Source organism: Micrococcaceae bacterium Sec5.7 (assembly GCA_039636785.1).
In the GTDB taxonomy this organism is placed as follows: Bacteria; Actinomycetota; Actinomycetes; order Actinomycetales; family Micrococcaceae; genus Arthrobacter.
Window position 1 is genome coordinate 3,135,286 of record CP144169.1, and the last position, 17,375, is coordinate 3,152,660.

Annotated in this window: 17 protein-coding genes; 1 reads left to right on the forward strand and 16 read right to left on the reverse strand. The window is 67.0% G+C overall.

Annotated elements, in window-relative coordinates:
- Positions 1-237: 237 nt before the first annotated feature.
- The 4 genes from V3C33_14990 to V3C33_15005 all read right to left on the reverse strand — a co-directional run bounded on the left by V3C33_14990 (position 238) and on the right by V3C33_15005 (position 3,031).
- A complete protein-coding gene (locus tag V3C33_14990; GenBank protein ID XAS66772.1) occupies positions 238-336 on the reverse strand; it encodes an AURKAIP1/COX24 domain-containing protein in 99 nt (32 codons plus the stop codon).
- A 205-nt stretch (positions 337-541) separates the two neighbouring features.
- The gene (locus V3C33_14995) at positions 542-754 is read right to left on the reverse strand and encodes a helix-turn-helix domain-containing protein (GenBank protein ID XAS66773.1); all 213 of its coding nucleotides are present in this window, start codon (positions 752-754) and stop codon (positions 542-544) included.
- Between the two features lie 165 nt (positions 755-919).
- A complete protein-coding gene (locus V3C33_15000) occupies positions 920-2,053 on the reverse strand; it encodes a 3-deoxy-7-phosphoheptulonate synthase (GenBank protein XAS66774.1) in 1,134 nt (377 codons plus the stop codon).
- Positions 2,054-2,338: 285 nt separating this feature from the next.
- On the reverse strand, positions 2,339-3,031 hold the full coding sequence (locus V3C33_15005) for a hypothetical protein (GenBank protein ID XAS66775.1): 693 nt from the start codon (positions 3,029-3,031) through the stop codon (positions 2,339-2,341).
- A gap of 142 nt (positions 3,032-3,173) precedes the next feature.
- Here V3C33_15005 and V3C33_15010 point away from each other — a divergent pair, with 142 nt between their 5' ends.
- The gene (locus tag V3C33_15010) at positions 3,174-3,338 is read left to right on the forward strand and encodes a Beta-galactosidase C-terminal domain (GenBank protein XAS66776.1); all 165 of its coding nucleotides are present in this window, start codon (positions 3,174-3,176) and stop codon (positions 3,336-3,338) included.
- Here V3C33_15010 and V3C33_15015 read toward each other — a convergent pair.
- The 12 genes from V3C33_15015 to V3C33_15070 all read right to left on the reverse strand — a co-directional run bounded on the left by V3C33_15015 (position 3,322) and on the right by V3C33_15070 (position 17,260).
- A complete protein-coding gene (locus V3C33_15015; protein ID XAS66777.1) occupies positions 3,322-4,482 on the reverse strand; it encodes a cytochrome P450 in 1,161 nt (386 codons plus the stop codon). The two genes, V3C33_15010 and V3C33_15015, sit on opposite strands and share 17 nt — an antisense overlap.
- A gap of 38 nt (positions 4,483-4,520) precedes the next feature.
- Complete coding sequence (gene bioD, locus V3C33_15020) at positions 4,521-5,204, reverse strand: dethiobiotin synthase (GenBank protein ID XAS66778.1); 684 nt, start codon at positions 5,202-5,204, stop codon at positions 4,521-4,523.
- Entirely contained in the window at positions 5,201-6,370 is a 1,170-nt protein-coding gene (locus V3C33_15025; protein XAS66779.1) for an 8-amino-7-oxononanoate synthase, read from the reverse strand. The genes bioD and V3C33_15025 overlap by 4 nt, the downstream gene beginning before the upstream one ends.
- Positions 6,367-7,707, reverse strand: a complete 1,341-nt coding sequence (locus V3C33_15030; GenBank protein XAS66780.1) for an adenosylmethionine--8-amino-7-oxononanoate transaminase — start codon at positions 7,705-7,707, stop codon at positions 6,367-6,369. The genes V3C33_15025 and V3C33_15030 overlap by 4 nt, the downstream gene beginning before the upstream one ends.
- A 208-nt stretch (positions 7,708-7,915) precedes the next feature.
- Complete coding sequence (gene bioB, locus V3C33_15035; GenBank protein ID XAS66781.1) at positions 7,916-8,941, reverse strand: biotin synthase BioB; 1,026 nt, start codon at positions 8,939-8,941, stop codon at positions 7,916-7,918.
- Between the two features lie 345 nt (positions 8,942-9,286).
- Complete coding sequence (locus tag V3C33_15040) at positions 9,287-10,237, reverse strand: diguanylate cyclase (GenBank protein XAS66782.1); 951 nt, start codon at positions 10,235-10,237, stop codon at positions 9,287-9,289.
- Between the two features lie 41 nt (positions 10,238-10,278).
- Complete coding sequence (locus V3C33_15045) at positions 10,279-10,659, reverse strand: chemotaxis protein CheW (GenBank protein ID XAS66783.1); 381 nt, start codon at positions 10,657-10,659, stop codon at positions 10,279-10,281.
- Positions 10,656-11,858, reverse strand: a complete 1,203-nt coding sequence (locus V3C33_15050) for a protein-glutamate O-methyltransferase CheR (protein ID XAS66784.1) — start codon at positions 11,856-11,858, stop codon at positions 10,656-10,658. The genes V3C33_15045 and V3C33_15050 overlap by 4 nt, the downstream gene beginning before the upstream one ends.
- Complete coding sequence (locus tag V3C33_15055; protein XAS66785.1) at positions 11,855-12,901, reverse strand: chemotaxis protein CheB; 1,047 nt, start codon at positions 12,899-12,901, stop codon at positions 11,855-11,857. The genes V3C33_15050 and V3C33_15055 overlap by 4 nt, the downstream gene beginning before the upstream one ends.
- A complete protein-coding gene (locus tag V3C33_15060; GenBank protein XAS66786.1) occupies positions 12,898-14,961 on the reverse strand; it encodes a response regulator in 2,064 nt (687 codons plus the stop codon). Before V3C33_15060 ends, V3C33_15055 begins: the two co-directional genes overlap by 4 nt.
- Complete coding sequence (locus V3C33_15065) at positions 14,958-15,407, reverse strand: chemotaxis protein CheW (protein ID XAS66787.1); 450 nt, start codon at positions 15,405-15,407, stop codon at positions 14,958-14,960. The genes V3C33_15060 and V3C33_15065 overlap by 4 nt, the downstream gene beginning before the upstream one ends.
- Positions 15,404-17,260 carry a methyl-accepting chemotaxis protein gene (locus V3C33_15070; protein XAS66788.1) on the reverse strand — a complete coding sequence of 619 codons (1,857 nt, stop codon included), beginning with the start codon at positions 17,258-17,260 and terminating at the stop codon, positions 15,404-15,406. The genes V3C33_15065 and V3C33_15070 overlap by 4 nt, the downstream gene beginning before the upstream one ends.
- Positions 17,261-17,375: the final 115 nt, after the last annotated feature.

Consider the following 17,375-nt stretch of genomic DNA (forward strand, 5'->3'; position numbering starts at 1 on the left):
CCGGCCGCGGTGCTTCGCGTAGGAGCGCATCGCGACCGAACGCGGAACAGAGGTCGCCCAGCGACCGCCGGAGCGCCTTTCAGGCGAAGTGAAAGCCCGCGGGTCCCGGCCCGAGCTTGCGAGGGTTTGGGCAGGGCTGAACGCTAAGCGACGGCGAAGCGCCGCGGACGGTCGGACGCCCAACGAAAATGCCCGCTGCCGGAAGGCAACGGGCATTTCACGCAGTGCGAAGTATCTCTACTTCTTATTGCGGCGCTGGTGGCGGGTCTTACGAAGCAACTTGCGGTGCTTCTTCTTGGCCATACGCTTGCGACGCTTCTTAATAACTGAACCCACGAAAGTTCCTTACCAACTAGATGCAGTACCTGCCTGTTGGATGAGGTCCGTGGACTAAGCAACAGACTGAACAACTGACAGATTCTTACAATGACCTAAAACGTTCCTTTACAGGGTACCGCTTATCGAGGGCACCCACTGACCGCCGGACCGATGATTACCTGCGGCTTCTGTCAAAGGCACCGCGAGGCCGGGGCGCGAGGGCTCAGGCAGTCTCCGACTGGCCGTCCACAACAGCACCTTTGAGGTACTGTTCGACGGCGTTTTCCGGCACCCGGAATGAGCGGCCGAAACGTACGGCGGGCATTTCTCCGGAGTGGACCAGACGGTACACGGTCATTTTGGAGACGCGCATGACCTCGGCCACTTCGGCCACGGTCAGGAACTTCGCGTTCGAGAAGTTCTGCTCTGCGGACATTTCCCTTATTCCTTTGCTGACGGCTAACAACGGCAACGTATTGATCCCCAACTGCGGTGTGCCGATGCTGAGTCATCCAACAACCATGTGCTAAATACTCTAGAGGCTGATGGGGCCATTGTGAAAGCCATTGGAGGTAATCAGTTCTCGTTACCGCCCCGGATTTTAGCCCTGAAGTGCCAGGCGGCGCTTGCGTGCCGACGCCGCTAGCTGGCCCAGCACCGACGCCGTCACGTCCCACTCCATGCAGGCGTCTGTCACGCTCTGGCCGTAGACCAGTTCAGAACGCCCCGCCGCATGATCTTCGACGTCAAGAGTCTGTGCCCCGCCCACCAGGAAACTCTCCAGCATCACGCCGGCGATTGCCCCTGCCGCAGCACCGGAATCCTCCAGCTGGGCACCGATTTCGAACGCAACCTCGGCCTGGCGGTGGTGGCTCTTGCCGCTGTTGGCATGGCTGGCATCCACAATGAGCCTCGGGTTGAGCCCCTTAGCGGCGAGTTTGGCTGACGCCGCTTCGACGTCGGCGGCCGAGTAGTTGGGGCCCCTGCGTCCGCCGCGGAGAATCACATGAGCGTCCGGGTTGCCCGCGGTGGCCACGAGCGCTGCCCTTCCGTCGCCGTCCATCCCCAGGAAGGACTGCGCTGCGCCGGCGGCGCTGCAGGCGTCGACCGCAACCTGGAGATCGCCGTCGGTCCCGTTCTTGAAGCCGATGGGCATGGACAGGCCGGAGGCGAGCTGGCGGTGGATCTGGCTTTCGGTGGTGCGCGCACCGATTGCTCCCCACGAGACGAGGTCCGCCGTGTACTGCGGGCTGATCGGTTCCAGGAATTCTGTGGCCGTGGGCAGGCCGAGCGAGGTGACCTGCTGCAGGAAGCCGCGGGCGGCGCGCAGTCCTCCGGCGATGTGGTGGGTGCCGTCCAGGCGGGGATCGTTAATAAGACCCTTCCAGCCCACCGTGGTGCGCGGCTTCTCGAAGTATGTCCGCATCACGATCAGCAGGTCTTCCTTGTGCTTCTCCGCCTGGCTGACCAGCCGTCGGGCGTACTCGAGACCGGCTTTGGGGTCATGGATGGAGCAGGGGCCCACAATCACCAGCAGGCGGTCATCAACGCCATCCATGATGGCGCGGACCTCGTCCCTCCCGCGTTCGACGACGTCCGCCGCCCGGGTGTCCAGCGGCAGTTCCGCAATCATTTCCTGCGGTGTTGGCAGCGAAGTGAACTCGCTGATCCGCAGATTTGAGGTGGGCTGCTTAGAGGAGGAATGCCGGGCTTCGGTGGATGCTGCGGGGCTCATGTTCGGGTCCTGTTCCGGATGGTACGGAGCGGGCCCTGATCAGAACCCGCCGGCGAAATGGCGAAGGGCAGAGAATGATCTCTGCCCTGTTGGCTCTGAAGGAAGTTGGATGCGTGTCAGTTAGACGCGGGCTCCTCCAGAGCCAACGAAAAATACGCATACCAACGGTTAGTCATAGGCACAGAATAACCACGGTTTCCTGCGGACGGCAAATTGTGGTCCCGATTAGGTCAGTCAGCGAGTACCTCCCGCAGGAACTGAAGCTGTTTGATCCAGTGCTGCGAGTCAGGTTCTCTGGCCCAAACTGACTGGCATTAGATGTCGCTTTGGAGGCTCAAAACGACACCTATTGCGAGCCAGTTGGGGTGGGCAGACCTGTTTCGCCCCGGTCAGGCGTCCGTTGTTCCAGTTCATTGAGACCACAACCCCTGGACGGGCACGCAGACCGGTGGCCACGCCGTCGGGCAGTTCCGCGGGCAGCGCCGGCAACAGCTCAATCGCGTGCCGGCCGCCATGCACCCGATGGCTTTGGACCAGGCATTCGGCGAGGCCCGCGACGAAGCCGAAATTGCCGTCGATCTGGAAGGGCGGGTGCGCGCCGAAAAGGTTCGTGTACAGACCACCGCTGAGCCCTCCCCTGTCCGTGGTCATGTCCCTGAAGTACAGCCGAAACAGGGCACTGACACTGGCCGGCTGGCGCAGGCGTGCCCGCAACAGAATCTTCCAGGCGAGGGACCACCCGGTGGATTCATCGCCACGGGAATCCAGGCTTGCACTCACCGCCGCCTCCAGCTCCGGGCTGAGTTCGGCGTCGCCCGCGAGCCACTCGCGGAGCCGGCCGTTCTGCCCGGGCGTGGGCCGGGGAATCCGCGGCAGGGCGGAGCGGGCTTCGGCCACCACGGCATGGTCCTCCAGGCCCAGGGTCTTCGCGAGGGACAAGAGCATGGTGAAGACATCGGGGATCAGGGTGAGGTCCATGGTGGAGGACTCGTCCACGGCGCGCGGGCGGGTATTTCTTCACTGGCGTCGCCGTTGACTGCAGACGCAGAGAAGCTGTTTTCCGGCGAGGTGGACGGGCTGGTTCCCAACGAACCGTCAGGCAACTGGATCAGGTGATCCAGTGCGAACTCGGCGGCGGGCAGAGGACGGCAGGAGCTTCCTGTTCGCGATCAACCATTCCCGGACCGAGGCAACAATCCAGGCATCCGGCATCGATCTGCTCTCGGGCGGGCGCTTCGGCGGCGTTGTTGAGGCGGGAGGCATGGCGGTCATCGCGGAGGATTGACGGTGACCGTCCGCGGGGCCTGGAAGGACAGGAGCCGGATCCACTCGGGCTTCTGGTCCTGCAGCCGGATTCCGGGCAGCGCGGACGCCGTTTCCTGGACGACGACGGCGGCCTCCAGCTCCGCCAGTTTGGCACCCAGGCACCGGTGGATGCCCGAGCCGAAGGCCAGGCTGTAGGCGTTTGGCCTTTCGCCTGGATCTCCGGGCAGCTGCCCGGAGGATCCCGGAATCTGCACAGGGTTCGGCCCTGCGGAGCTGCCGTGATTCCCCGTCAGTTCGAGCAGGATTTCGGCCCCTGCCGGGATCAGCTCATCACCCAGGAGGGTATCCTGCACGGCGACCCGCCGCCATGTCGGCACGGACGATTCGGTGGCGAGCACGTGCCTGACCGTGGCCCGGGCGCCTGCCTCTGCCGCCGCCTCGTCCCAGCTCACAACCCCGGATCCCTGGACGAGCCGGAACAGTGCCGTGCTGATCAACTGTGTGGTGGTTTCCTGCCCGGCGATCAGCAGGAAGTATCCAAGGGAACAGATTTCCGGCGTGGACAAACCGTGGACGGCGAGCGATTTGAACAGATTCCGCCCCGGGGCGTCCACCGCTTCCAGGACCAGTTCCCGCAACCAACGGTAGAAATCCGCTGCGCTGTGGGCCAGCTCCAGCTGCCGTGCCTCGTCCGGGCAGCCCCAGAACAGTTCCAGGGAGTCGATGCTCCACCTTTTGAGCCGGGCCAGATCACGAACCGGAAGTCCCAGCAGCTCCAGCATGATGATTGCCGGCGGGAAAGCAGCCACCGCCTGCACCAGATCAACCTGGCCGGAAGTGTTGAGTTGTTCCAGGGCCTTTGCAGCCGATTCCCGTGCCAGCTGCCGGATGCGTGGCTCAATGGCGGCGACGGTGGCCGGTGTGAAGTAGGCCGCAACCACTTTGCGGATCCCCGCATGCGAGTCTGTATCGTTGCTGGCCAGGACCGAAGGCAGGGCGAAGCGTGCACGCTGCAGCACGCGCAGCGCCTGGCCGGAAAGAGGCGTCGCCGCGATCAGGGCGTTGGCCGGGCTGAAGTCGGCTGGCCTGTGCAGCACCTCTTTGACGGCGTCCGGTTCCCGCAGCACCAGGTAAGGGCACTGTGCCGCTCCGGAATTCTCCATCCCGGGATCTTTAAGTACGGTGTTCGCCTGCGCCGCCTTCATTCGGGCAGCCCGTTCAACCATGCGGCGGCCTGACCCCTGAAATCTGCGGGAGACAGCTGCGACGCCGACGCCCCAATGGCGCCGATCAGCGGGACCGGCAAGGATTCGAGCACCTGCCGGTTGCCGTGTTCCACCATCCCCGGGTTGCCCGGCCAGCTGCCGAGCACCACGCCAAGCACCCCCAGCCCGCGCTTTTCCAGCGCTTCGAGCGTCAACGCGGTGTGGTTCAGAGTGCCAAGGGCTGGCCGGGTCACCAGCAGGAATGCCGCATCAGGCGCCAGAAGGGCTCCGAGACCGGCCAGCGTGCCGCCGTCGGAATCCAGATCCACCAGCAGGCCTCCGGCGCCCTCAACAAGGACATGATCATGGGATTGGGCGAGTTCGCGGATCCTGTCTGCGTGTGCCGCCAGCGGCGGGAGTTCCACTCCGTCGGCGGCGGCAGCGGCCACCGGAGCCAGTGGCTGCTGCAGCACAACGCCGGCTTCGGCCGTCATGGCGCCCGCCAACCGCACGATTTCGGCGGTATCAGAATCACCGCAGGCACTCCCTGACTGGCAAGGTTTGTAGACGGCCACAGTGCGCCCGCGGCCCTGCACAGCGGCGGCGAGGGCCGCGGTGGTCACCGTCTTTCCGACGCCGGTGTCCGTTCCTGTGACCAGGATGATGTCAGGCAGGCTCATGGCAATTCCTCCAATATGCTGCGCAACACCGCGCAGCTGTGTTCAATGTCCTGCGGCGTCAGTGTGGCGCGCGCCGTGAGCCGAAGCCGGGATACCCCGTCCGGGACCGACGGCGGCCGGAAGCATCCGATCCGTAGGCCCGCAGACCGGGCGGCGTCCGTCGCTTCCACCGCCGAAGCGGCGGACGGCATCGCGATGGACTGCACAGCTCCGGCTGCCTGCTCGAGCGCAGATCCGCGCGAGTGCAGAACAGACGCCAGGCCCCGGGCAAGGGCATCGGCATTGCTCCGGACAGCCCCGGCGCGCCACGGTTCTTCGCGGATGATCCGCACCGCGGCCAGGGCGGCAGCGGCGGACGCCGGTGCCAGCCCGGTGTCGAAGATGAAACTGCGGGAGCGGTTGATGAGGTGTTCGCGCAGCAGCGCCGGACCGAGGACCGCGCCGCCCTGGCTGCCCAGGGCCTTGGACAGCGTGGCGGTAACAACGACGTTCGGGTGGCTGGCAAGAACCGTCCCGGCCACCGACCCGTATCCCTGATAGCCACCGGCGCCCGCCACACCCAGGCTGTGCGCCTCGTCCACCAGCAGCACGGCGTCGTGCTGCTCGGCCAGAGCCAGCAGTCCGGGCAGCGGCGCCTCGTCGCCGAGCACGCTGTACACGGACTCGACGGCGATCAGCGCCCGCGGTTCCGTCCGCCCGGCAAGCAGGCGGCCGGCTTCATCCAGCCCGTTGTGCCGGAACGATTCCGTCCGCGAGCGGCTCAGCCGGAAACCGTCGATCATTGACGCATGGCAATGCTCATCCGCCACGATCAGGGTGCCCGGCCCGCCCAGCGCCGTGATCACTCCCAGATTCGCCAGATAGCCGGAGGAGAAGACCAGCGCCGCCTCCATGCCTGTCAACCGGGCAAGTTCCTGCTCCAGCTCCAGGTGCAGTTCCGTGGTCCCGGCCACCAGACGCGAGGACGTGGCGCCGGTACCCCAGAGTGAGCCCGCGGCCGCGGCGGCCTCCGCCAGGCGGGGATCCCTGGACAGACCGAGGTAGTCGTTGCTGGCAAGGTCCACGAAGTGCTCGCCCGCGCCCCGGGCGGACGGCCGGCGGACCAGCCCGCGGCGCTCACGGACCGTGGCCTGCCGCTCCAGCCACTGCGTCATCGAGGCACTCACGCCGCGTCCCCGATCCGGGCTGTGGCCCCTTCGTGGACCTCGGCCACCGCCGCCACCATGCCCGCGGTGATCGTTTCGATCTCCTCCGCCGTGCTGATGTACGGCGGCATGGTGTAAATGAGGTTCCGGAACGGGCGCACCCAGACCCCGTGCCGGATTGCGGCCCGGGTCACGGCGGGGACGTCCACGCCGTCGTGCAGTTCGATGACCCCGACGGCGCCGATAGTGCGGACTTCCTTCACGGCCTCGAGTCCAAGGGCGGACTTGAGCCCTGATTCCAGGCCGGCGCTGATCCTGGCCACGTCCTGCTGCCAGGCGCCGCCGTCGATCATTCCGAGACTGGCGTTGGCCACGGCACATGCCAGCGGGTTGGCCATGAAGGTCGGGCCGTGCAGCAGCGCCCCTGCCGGGCCGCCGGAAACGGCCGCCGCCACCTCGCCGGTGCACAGCATTGCGGCCAGCGTCAGGTAGCCGCCTGTGAGTGCTTTGCCCACGCACATGATGTCCGGGACGACCCCCGCGTGGCCGGCCGCAAACAGTTCGCCGGTACGGCCGAAGCCGGTGGCGATCTCGTCGAAGATCAGCAGCAGCCCGTGCTGGTCCGCCACCCGGCGCAGCACCCGCAGGCACTCGGCCGGGTACATGAACATGCCTCCGGCGCCCTGCAGCACCGGTTCCAGGATGATCGCCGCCAGCTCCCCGGAATGCGCCGCTGCGATGGATTCAAGCTCCGAGGCCCACGCCTGAACGGCTTCCGGAGTGGCGGTAGCCGTGGCAGGCGGACGGGGCGCAAACACGTTGCCGGCCAGCAACCCGGGGAAGGCCGCATGCATGCCGTCCACGGGATCGCAGACTCCCATCGCTGCGAAGGTGTCGCCGTGGTAGCCGCCGCGAAGGCTCAGGAACCGTTGCCGCCGTGGTTTCCCCGACGCGGTCTGGAACTGGACGGCCAGCTTGAGCGCGACCTCCACGGAGACCGAACCCGAGTCCGCGAGGAAGACCCGCTCCAGCCGGGCCCGGCCGGGGGCTGACGGTGCCATGTCCACCAGCCGCTCGGCCAGTTCCACGGCCGGGGCATGGGTCAGGCCGCCGAACATGACATGGCTGAAATCGTCCACTTGCCGCTTGGCGGCGGCGTCCAGCACAGGGTGGCGGTAGCCATGGATCACAGACCACCACGAAGACATGGCGTCCAGTACCTCATGGACGGTGCCGTCTTCGTCCCGCAGCCGCAGCCGCACGCCGTCGGCCGCTTCCACTTCCCACAGCGGAAGGCTGGAACCGGCGGGCGCATAGGGGTGCCAAAGACGGGCCCGGTCCCGCTGGATCAGGTTCATTGGACAAACACCCCGTGGCGCGAGCACTCCGCGCTCCAGCCCGTCGGCGTGACCTGGACCTTCATCCGGCGCCGGCACTGGGAGCAGTAGCGCGGCGGTTCCAGCCGCAGCAGTTCGCCGCAGCGGCGGTGAGAGCCCGACGCCGGCGGCTCACCTTGCGCCGCTCGCTCGCCGCAATGCCCGCAGTAGGTTTCCGTGATGGCGGCGTTCACAGCGACTTCTGGAATTCCTTGATGGGCATGTTCAGCTCGACCAGGAGGTTCAGATCCGCCGTCGCCGGGCGGCCCAGCGTGGTGAGGTAGTTGCCCACGATCACCGCGTTGATGCCGCCGAGCAGCCCCTCCCGCGTTCCCAGGTCGCCGAGCGTCAGCTCGCGGCCGCCTGCGTAGCGCAGGACCGTCCGGGGCATGGCGAGGCGGAAGGCGGCGATGGCGCGGAGAGCGTCTTTGCCGTCCATGATGCCCTGGTTTTCCAGCGGTGTGCCCGGCCTGGGGTTGAGGAAGTTCAGCGGGACCTCGTGCGGTTCGAGGGCGGCGAGCTGGGCGGCCAGCTCTGCACGTTGTTCGAGCGATTCACCCATGCCGATCAGTGCGCCGCAGCAGAGTTCCATGCCGGCGGCCTTGACCATGTTGCAGGTCTCGAGGCGCTCTTCGTAGCTGTGGGTCGTCACCACCTCGGGAAAGTAGCTGCGAGCCGTTTCAAGGTTGTGGTTGTAGCGGTGAACGCCCCATTCGGCAAGCTGGTCCACCTGGCGCTGGGTGAGCATGCCGAGCGAGCAGGCGATGTTGATGTCCACGGCTTCGTTGATGCGGTCGATCGCGAACTTGATCTGGTTCATGAGCTTGATGTCGGGACCGCGGACGGCCGCGACGATGCAGAATTCGGTGGCACCGGTGGCAGCTGTTTCCTTCGCGGCCTTGACGAGTTCCGGGATGTCCAGCCAGACGCCGCGGACAGGGGAATCGAAGAGCCCGGACTGGCTGCAGAAGTGGCAGTCCTCGGGGCAGCCGCCGGTCTTGATGGAGACGATGCCCTCCACCTCGACGTCCTCGCCGCAGTGCTTCAGGCGGACTTCATGGGCGAGCTGGAGGGCGGCCGGGAGGGCGTCGTCCGGCAGCCGGAGTATCTCCACAAGCTGGCTTTGCGTGAGCCCCACACCCTGTTCCAACACCTGCACTCGCGCGGTTACCAGAATTTCATGGCGGATTGCCTGGGTGCGTGCCTGAATCGTCATCGATTGTCCTTTGAACGGGAGCTGAGCGGGAGCGGCTGGTCCCCACCGACGCTAGTTCGGCTGCGGACTGGTTTTTTTGTTGGATGCCTACAAACAGGCTGCACCGGTTTTGACCTGAACAGACATCTGATCAGGGACCGAGGGCCCCGCCCGCCGGACATCGGGCTCCCGCCCTACCGGATGGTCATCCGGGGCGTCGCGATAAGGCGTGCACCAGGCCTAAAGCCCGGACCCAGATTCCAGTGGTGGATGTGAACTGCCTCCATGCCTCAGCCGACCGGGCGTTCGATCCCTGTCTCGCCGCACGTGCCACTCTCCACCAACGACGACTTCGCCTTCACCGTGTCACCGGAAACCAATGCCCTCGGCAATCCGGCTGGGTAGTCCACCCTGGTAATCCGCCGGCGCGGTCGGGGCAATAATCCGGTTGCGGCCGGCGGCCTTGGCGGCAAACAGTTGGGCGTCAGAGAGGTCGACGAGTCCTTCTGCGGATCCGGCGGGCCCCAACGCGCAGCCGCCGCTGACCGTCACATCGATTTCCACGCCCGCCGCCGCCATTGGCTTCGACGCGATGACCCGGCGGATTCGGTCCGCGACGACGAGCGCCCCACCGAGGTCGGTCCGCGGCAGGATGACGAGAAATTCCTCACCACCCCACCGGCCGGCCACATCGCCGGCGCGCAATTCGCTGAGGAGGCGCGCGGAGAACTCGGCGAGCACCACATCGCCGGCGGGATGGCCGTAGCTGTCATTGACGAGTTTGAAGTGGTCGATGTCGAGCAGGAGCACACACAGCGGGTCGTGGTGGCGCACGGCCTCGGCGTGGTGATGGGCGAGCTCCTCCTCGATGTGACGCCGGTTGTGCAGGCCGGTGAGCCCATCGGTGCGGCTGAGCAGGTCCAGTTCGGTGTTGCGCTGGCGAAGCTGGTCCTGCAGTTTCTTGACGTGCGCGGCCGCGGCGACGCGGGCCACGAGTTCGGCCGGCTCAAACGGTTTCTTGAGGTAGTCGTGGGCGCCGCCGCGCAGCCCGCGCAGGACGTCCTCCATTTCGGTGAGTGTGGTGAGGAAGACGACCGGCAGGTCCATGAGCTTCGGGTCGGCCTTGAGTTCGGCGAGCACTTCGTATCCGTCGGGCCCGGGCATTTCGATGTCGAGCAGGATGACGTCGGGTGGAAGGCGCCTGCACTGTTCAAGCGCCGCCGTCCCGTCGACGGCCTCAACGACGTGATAGCCCTCCGCTTCGAGATGGGAGCGGACGACGGCGCGGATGACGAGCGAATCGTCGGTGATAAGCACGGTAGTCCCGGTCCCGACAGCCGCGGACGCGGACGCCCCCATCACAGCCGTGCAGCCATGGCGTCAGGATCGGCCACGAGCATCAGCTCGCCATCCGTATCGATTGATCCCGAGATCAACGCCACGTCCGGACCGGTGGCGGCCGGGCGGATGTCGGCCACGGCGATGCGCCGAAGCCCCGTGACGGCATCGACGAGCAATCCGAACGTCGTGCCGCCGGTCTCGACGACGAGGACGTATGTGCCGCCGCCGCCCAACACCGAGATGACCGTCAGCGGCGGGTGGCCGGGCAGGATGCCAACGATGTCGGACGCTGTCCCGGGCAAGGAACGGATGCCGGCGGCGGTGCGCACCGCCCGGGTCGCCTCCACCGGGAGGCAGTACGCCGCTCCGGCGGACTGGAAACAGACCATGGTCATCATAGGGTCGGCTCCTGCTGTTTGGCGTCGAGAAGTTTATGGAGTTCGGCCGGGTCGTAGCCGTCAATCGCGAACCGAAGCTGCGCCGGGTCGGACTCCAGCAGGGCACGCCGAGCCGCCCCGAAGGCGCGTTGCGCCGACAGCTGGTCGCCCAGGGCCTCGAGAGCAAGGGCGAGATGCAGGTGGGCGAGCGCATCGTCCTGTGCGAGGTAAACCCACTTGCGGAAGATGACGACGGCGGCCCGCTCGTCCCGCGCCGCGAACGCCTGCTGCCCGGCCTGTGCCAGGCGTGCTATGGCGGCGGATTCGTTCTCGGCTTCCAGGGGCGGGACACGTTGCGTACTCGCGAGCCGTGCGGTCGCCCGCTTGCCGTTCACCGGTGCCCGCACGGCGGTGGCGGATGAAGGCACGGCGGGAACCGCAAGCGGCCGGTAGGCGTAGGTGCCGCCGATCCTCAAGGTCTCATAGCGGTCGCCGACCGCCCAGATCGTCTCGGCCGCGCCGAGAAACAACCACGCCGCAGGCAGCGCGTTCGCGACACGGTCGAGGAAAACCTTGGCATGCTGGGGAGAGAAGTAGATGAGCACGTTGCGGCAGAACACCAGCTGGCACGAACGCACCCGGTCAGGGACGGCGTCCGTGAGGTTGTGGTGCAGCGTGCTGACCCTGTCCCGGACTGATTGGTTGATTTCCCACGACTGGCCGACAGGTGTCAGGTGGCGTGCGATCCGATCCGGCGCCAGGCCCCTGACTTCCCCGGCCGTGTAACGGGCGGCTCTCGTCCGGTGCAGTGCAGAGGTGGACACGTCGGTTGCGATCACCGACCCTGTGACCCCGTGTTCCTCGAGCAGCATGGCAAGGCTGAACGCCTCCTGCCCGTTGGCGCAGCCGGCGCTCCAGATGGTGATCGGCTGCGGCAGCGTCGGGAGAATGTCGCGAGAGAGCACCTCGAAATGCTCGGGGTGGCGGAAGAATCCCGTCTCCTGCACCGTGACCCGGTTGAGGAGGTTCTGGCACAGGCCGGCACTGGTCGAGAGTGCCTGGAGATAGCGGTCGGGGTCCATCCTCAGGCCAGCGGCCTCGTCGCGGATGCAGCGCCGCAGCCGGGCACGCAGGGCGGGCTCGGGCCGGAGGCCGACCTCGGTCCTCAAGAGCTCGGCCACTCGGTCGATGATCATTTCCGACGGTTCGAGCGCGCTCATGGCCGCACCAACGAAACGGCCCTGAGAATCGCGGTCGCGATCTGCTCCGGCGGCAACAAACTCGTGAGCGCACCGAGGCGTTGGGCGGCTTGCGGCATCCCGAAGACCGCGCACGAGGCCTGGTCCTGGCCCAGGGTCTGGCCCCGCTTGCGGTGGATCTCAAGCAGCCCCTTGGCGCCATCGTGACCCATGCCAGTCATGATGACCCCGACGCCGGCGGATCCGGCCTGCTCCGCCACGGAACGGAAGAGTTCGTCGGCGGACGGCTGGTGGATCATGACCGGGACGGTCGCGAGCTCAAGCCGAAGGTTCGCGGCCAGACGCAGGTGGACTCCTCCGGGCGCAAGGTAGACACGCCCTGGCCGCGCGACACTGTTGTGGTTGGCGATCTCCACCGGCAACGCCGATGCACGGGTCATCCAATCCAACAGTCCGCCGGTGAAGTCCGGATGAAGGTGCTGGACGACGAGCACCGGCGCGTTCAGCCCGCGGAGCCCCGCCAGCACGGTCGCGAGCGCCTTGGGGCCGCCGGTCGATGCGGCCACCGCAACGACCGCTTGCCGGCCGCTGCCCGGCTTCGGCGGGTCCGCCCGCGGGATCTTGGCCAGGCCACCGCGGGGATGCCGGATCGCCTGGACCTTGCTGATCTGGCGAACGGTGCGGCGGAGCCGTGTTTCCAGCTCCGTGCTCCAGCAGCCCGGAGCCGGCAGCGCGTCGAGGGCACCGGCGACGAGGGCTTCGACGGCCGACGGGGAATGCCGGTCCTCGATCCGGGAGGAGAGTACGAGGATGGGCGTCGGCGTAAGCGCCATGACCTGTTCGATGAAATACTGACCGCTGCCGTCGCTCGTGCTGAGGCCGAGGATGATGACGTCGGGATTCTCGCGGGCCACGAGCCCGATTGCGGCCGCCCCCGTTGACGTCTGGCCGAAGACGGCGATGTCCCCGTCGCGTTGCAAACCGCGGGTGAGCGGGCCGCCGTGGGTGGGCGCGTCCTCAACGATGAGCACCCTGATCTCTTTGCCGAGCGAGGTGCCGGTCATGCTCGTGCGCCGATCAGACGGTTCACGGCCATGAGCAGGCTGCCCTCGTCGAAGCTGCTCTTGAGGATGAAGCCGTCGGCGCCGGCGTCGAGCCCTTTCTGACGGTCGGGCGCGCTCGAGCGGGAGCTGAGAATCAGCACGGGGATGTTGGCCAGTGATGGATGAGCGCGGACCGCTTCGGTCAACTCGAAACCGTCCATGTTCGGCATTTCGATGTCGGTGAGGATCAGATCGCTGGCTTCCTCGGCGAGCTTCGAAAGCGCATCAATGCCGTCGACGGCGACCCGCACATCGAAGCCGGCCCGTTCCAGGATGCTGCGCTGCAATTCGCGGATGGTCAGGGCGTCATCCACGACGAGGATCCGCTGGACGGATCCGGTGGACGGCGCTTCCCTCAGCTTCGGGGCCCGGCCTCGACCGGAGTGCCGGGCCCGCTGGATGAGTCCCGGCGGGTCCAGCACGATGAGCACGGAGCCGTCGGGTTCGACGCTCGCGCCCGCGACCGCGGGCAGGTGTGCGAGCAGCCCGTTCAGTGCTTTGACGACGACGTCGCGCTGGCCGACGAGTCGGTCCACCTGGAACGCGTGCCGGCGGGCCGTGTCGGCGAGAATGACGACGGGGCCGTTGCTCGGTTCGGCGGAGTCCAGGCCGAGCGTGCCGGCCAGGGTCGACACCGGCACGGGCTGGTCCTCGACGAAGATGACCGGCCGCCCTTCGGCGCTGGACCGGCTCGACGGGTCGTAGCGCTGGGTCAGGACCACCCGATGGAACGGCAGCGCGAAGCGCTGGCCTCCGGATTCGACAAGCAGGCAGCGCAGCACCGCGAGGGTGATCGGGACGATAATGCGGAACTCGGTGCCCAGCCCTGGTTTGGAGCGCACCTCGATCCGGCCGTGCGCCGCCTCGACGCTGGCGCGAACGACGTCGAGTCCGACTCCCCGGCCGGACACGTCGGTCACAAAGGTTCTCGTCGAGAGTCCGGGGTGGAAGACGAGGTGAAGGATGTCCTCCTCGCTCATCCCGTCGGTGTCGATGCCCTCGCGTTCGGCCTGCTCCCTGACTCGCCCCGTATCGATCCCGTTGCCGTCGTCGGTGACGGCGATGATGACTTCGGAGCCGAGCTGCATCGCGTGCAGCCTGATGGTGCCCCCCGCCGGTTTCCCGGCTGCCGCCCGCAGGGCGTCGGACTCGATGCCGTGATCGACGGCGTTGCGCACGATGTGCAGCAGGGAGTCGGACAGCTGCACCAGGACCCCGCGGTCGAGCTCGGTGTCCGCTCCTCGCACGTCCCAGTGGATGGTCTTGGCTTCACCCCGCGACAGATCGCGCACCGCGCGCTGAAGCTTGCCGGTGATGGTGGCCAGGGGCACCATCCGGGTGCGCATTGCGCGGTCCTGCAGTTCGTTGAGGGCCCGCGAGAGATCGTTGAATTCGGAGTTGAGGGTCGGGTCGGCGCCGTATTTCTCCATCAGCATGCGTCCGACGCGCAGGTGGGCGGAAGCCGACTCGCCGATCAGCCGGACCATCTCGTCGAGCCGTTCCATCGGCACCATGACGACGCCGCCGGTGTCGCTATCGCCGGTGGCCTCGGCGGTGGGATGTGGCCGCTGCGCCTCCAAAAGGTCGCCAGCCGGCGTCACCGTGCGTCGCTCGACGGCGGCGAGCTGGCCGCCGGTCGGCGGCTCGGAGGCCGCAGGGCTCTCCGGCCGACTGACGACCGCCAAAGGTTCGGCTGTACCGAGTGTCCTTGCGATGACGTGGCCGAGCCGATCGGCCCCGGCGAGCAGTGTGTCGATGATCTGGGGGGTGACGAGCTGCCGTCCCGCCCTCAAAGCGTCGACGATCTCCTCAAGCTCGTGAGCGACCTGGCTCACCTCGTCGAGCCCAGCGACGGCCGCGGAACCCTTGAGGGTGTGCAGCTCCCGGAACACGGAGCGGATCAGGGTCTCGTCGCCCCCGGCCTGCTCGAGCTGGAGCAAGAGCTGATCCAGGTCGGCGAGGCGAACCTCGGCTTCCTGGGCGAACAGTTCCCTCACCTGTTCCAAGCCGAGCACGCTCACCCTCCCGCTCCGCCCGAGACCATGATTTCGCTGCCGGGGGCGCGGCCGAGCCGATCGGCGGTCAAGAGAACATCTGCGTCCAACAGCACCGCCACCCGGTGTTCCACCCGATAAGTGCCGCCGGTTCCGGGCAGTTCCGACGGGCCGATGGACGCGCCGAGAATCGCCCGATGGGGGAAGGCCGTCGCTGAAAGCCCGATCGGACCTTGCCGGGACTGAAGGACGAGTGCGAATGCGGTAGGCCCGGCGACGGGAAGCCCCAGCAACGCGGCGGTGTCGAGTAGGGGCACGATTTGCCCCCGCAAATTGAACAGCCCGAGCACGTGCGGCGGCGCGGTAACCAATCGGGTCAGGATCGGGGCCGCCACCACTTCCTTGACCCGGTCGATGGGCACGGCGTACAGATCGGCCCCGACCGGGAGAAGCACGGCATGCACGTCAGTCATCGGTGTCCGCTGCCGACACCTGCGGTGGATTCAAGGTTGTGGGCCAGATCCGCGAGATCTCCTGCGGAGGAAGCGATCTGCTGGGCGGTGATCGAGACCTGGCGGCTGGCGTCGGTGAGCTGCTCCATCGTCTCGACGACCTGGGCTGTGGCGCTGCGTTGCTGCTGGGTGGTCAGACTGACCTGCCCGTTGGCATCCGTGACAGCCTCAAGCAGGATCAGTCCGTGCTGCATCTGCTTGGCGCCCTTTTCCATGGCCATCACAGTGGCGTTGGTTTCGCGCTGGACGGCCGCCACGATCGCGGCTATGTCGCCCGCGGAAGTCTTGGACCGCTCGGCCAGACGGCGAACCTCGTCGGCCACCACCGCGAAACCCCGACCGTTTTCCCCAGCGCGGGCCGCTTCGATCGCGGCGTTGAGGGCGAGCAGGTTGGTCTGATCCGCAATGTCGTTGATCAGCACCACCAGTGCGTCGATGTCATTGACCCGCCCGGCGAGGGCCAGCGTGCGCTCGCTCGACAGGGTGATGTCGGTCTCGGCCTGCTCCAGGTTCTGCCTGGTCTCTGCGGTCTGGCGCGCGACCGCGTCGACGGTGTCCGCGATGGCGACCGACGACCGCGCGAGCTCCTCGGTGGTCGCGGTGGCCTGTGTGACCGCCGCACTCTGTTGGGTGGTGATCACCGCCAATTCGTCAGAGGATGCCGACAACTCCGTTGCCGCGGAATTTACCTCGACCCCGGCAGCGCCGAGTTGGCCGACGAGCTGCTGGCAGGTGGCCAGCATGGCGTTGAATGATTCGGCCAGCACGACGAGTTCAACGGATCCTGCCGGAACGGCGCGGGCCGTCAGATCACCCTGTGCTACCCGGTGCGCCACTGCGCCCAGCCGTTTGACCGATCGGATTGTGCGCCAGGCCAGGCCGATCGAAACGGCCGCGGCAAGGACTGCGCCGACGATGACGAGCATGACGGCGCGCTCGATCTGGGTGGCTACCGGTGCAAGCACCTCGCCGGCGTGTTGCCTCACGACGAGGACCCAGTTCAGTTCTCCTACGACGTCATAGCCGCCAATGACGGCGTTGCCCTTGTAGCCGGTGAAGCTGGCCGAGCCAGGGACACCGCTGCTCAAGGCCTGGCGGGTCGCCTCGGTGTCCACGGTCGTGCTCAGCACGCCTGCCGCGAGCAGCGCGGCCCCGTCGGTCGCCTTTCCGAGCGACCCGGTGTCGTAGATCAGCTGGTTCCGGGAGTCGGACACGACGACTTCGTCGCCCGTGCCGAGTCCTGGGCTGAGCAGTTTGGGCAACACCATAGGGTCGAGGTTGGCGACAACGACGGCTTGGACGTGTCCGTTGGCGTCCATTACCGGTTGGGCGATGATCCAGTCGATCTGATTCCCCTGACGGACCAGTGACGTCACCGCCGGTTTGCCGGCGGCGGCGCTCTGGAACCAGCCCTGCCCGGCCGGGGCCAGTTCGATCCCGGCCCTGCTCGTCGACAGAACCTTGCCGGCGACGTCCGTGATCTCCATCAGCGTGTAGCTGCCGTGGGCCTTGTCCATTGCCGCAAGCCGGGCCGCAGTTGCGGGGCTATCGAGTTGACCGCCGACGGTTCCGGCGATGACCTTCAGGTCGCCCTGACGTTCGGAGAGCCAGTCCTCCACCCGCAACGCGGCCACACTGGCCAGGGCAACTCCCTTGTCTTGGGCGGCAGCGGTCAGGCTCGCCGAAGACTGCGTCGTCAGGAGCACCGCCAACACGATCATGAGAGGCAGCGACACCAGCAAACTGGCCGCCACCATCTGAACGCCGAAACGGCGCGGTAGTGCACGCCAGCGGCGTTGGGTGGGCGTGGCCATGTCAGTTCCCGGACTTTCTAAAATTGAGAGCGGCTTCACCACGTTGGCCAGGCGATCTTCATCGCTGACGGACCGAATGCGCGCGCGTGCGTTCGGGACCGAACCCGAATCGGTC

What these genes read in the sequence shown, in the direction of transcription:
- V3C33_14995 (XAS66773.1), bottom strand. Translation starts at nt 754, where the DNA reads ATGTCCGCAGAGCAGAACTTCTCGAACGCGAAGTTCCTGACCGTGGCC.
- V3C33_15000 (XAS66774.1), bottom strand. Translation starts at nt 2,053, where the DNA reads ATGAGCCCCGCAGCATCCACCGAAGCCCGGCATTCCTCCTCTAAGCAG.
- V3C33_15005 (XAS66775.1), bottom strand. Translation starts at nt 3,031, where the DNA reads ATGGACCTCACCCTGATCCCCGATGTCTTCACCATGCTCTTGTCCCTC.
- V3C33_15015 (XAS66777.1), bottom strand. Translation starts at nt 4,482, where the DNA reads ATGGAGAATTCCGGAGCGGCACAGTGCCCTTACCTGGTGCTGCGGGAA.
- bioD (XAS66778.1), bottom strand. Translation starts at nt 5,204, where the DNA reads ATGAGCCTGCCTGACATCATCCTGGTCACAGGAACGGACACCGGCGTC.
- V3C33_15030 (XAS66780.1), bottom strand. Translation starts at nt 7,707, where the DNA reads ATGAACCTGATCCAGCGGGACCGGGCCCGTCTTTGGCACCCCTATGCG.
- bioB (XAS66781.1), bottom strand. Translation starts at nt 8,941, where the DNA reads ATGACGATTCAGGCACGCACCCAGGCAATCCGCCATGAAATTCTGGTA.
- V3C33_15045 (XAS66783.1), bottom strand. Translation starts at nt 10,659, where the DNA reads ATGATGACCATGGTCTGTTTCCAGTCCGCCGGAGCGGCGTACTGCCTC.
- V3C33_15050 (XAS66784.1), bottom strand. Translation starts at nt 11,858, where the DNA reads ATGAGCGCGCTCGAACCGTCGGAAATGATCATCGACCGAGTGGCCGAG.
- V3C33_15055 (XAS66785.1), bottom strand. Translation starts at nt 12,901, where the DNA reads ATGACCGGCACCTCGCTCGGCAAAGAGATCAGGGTGCTCATCGTTGAG.
- V3C33_15065 (XAS66787.1), bottom strand. Translation starts at nt 15,407, where the DNA reads ATGACTGACGTGCATGCCGTGCTTCTCCCGGTCGGGGCCGATCTGTAC.
- V3C33_15070 (XAS66788.1), bottom strand. Translation starts at nt 17,260, where the DNA reads ATGGCCACGCCCACCCAACGCCGCTGGCGTGCACTACCGCGCCGTTTC.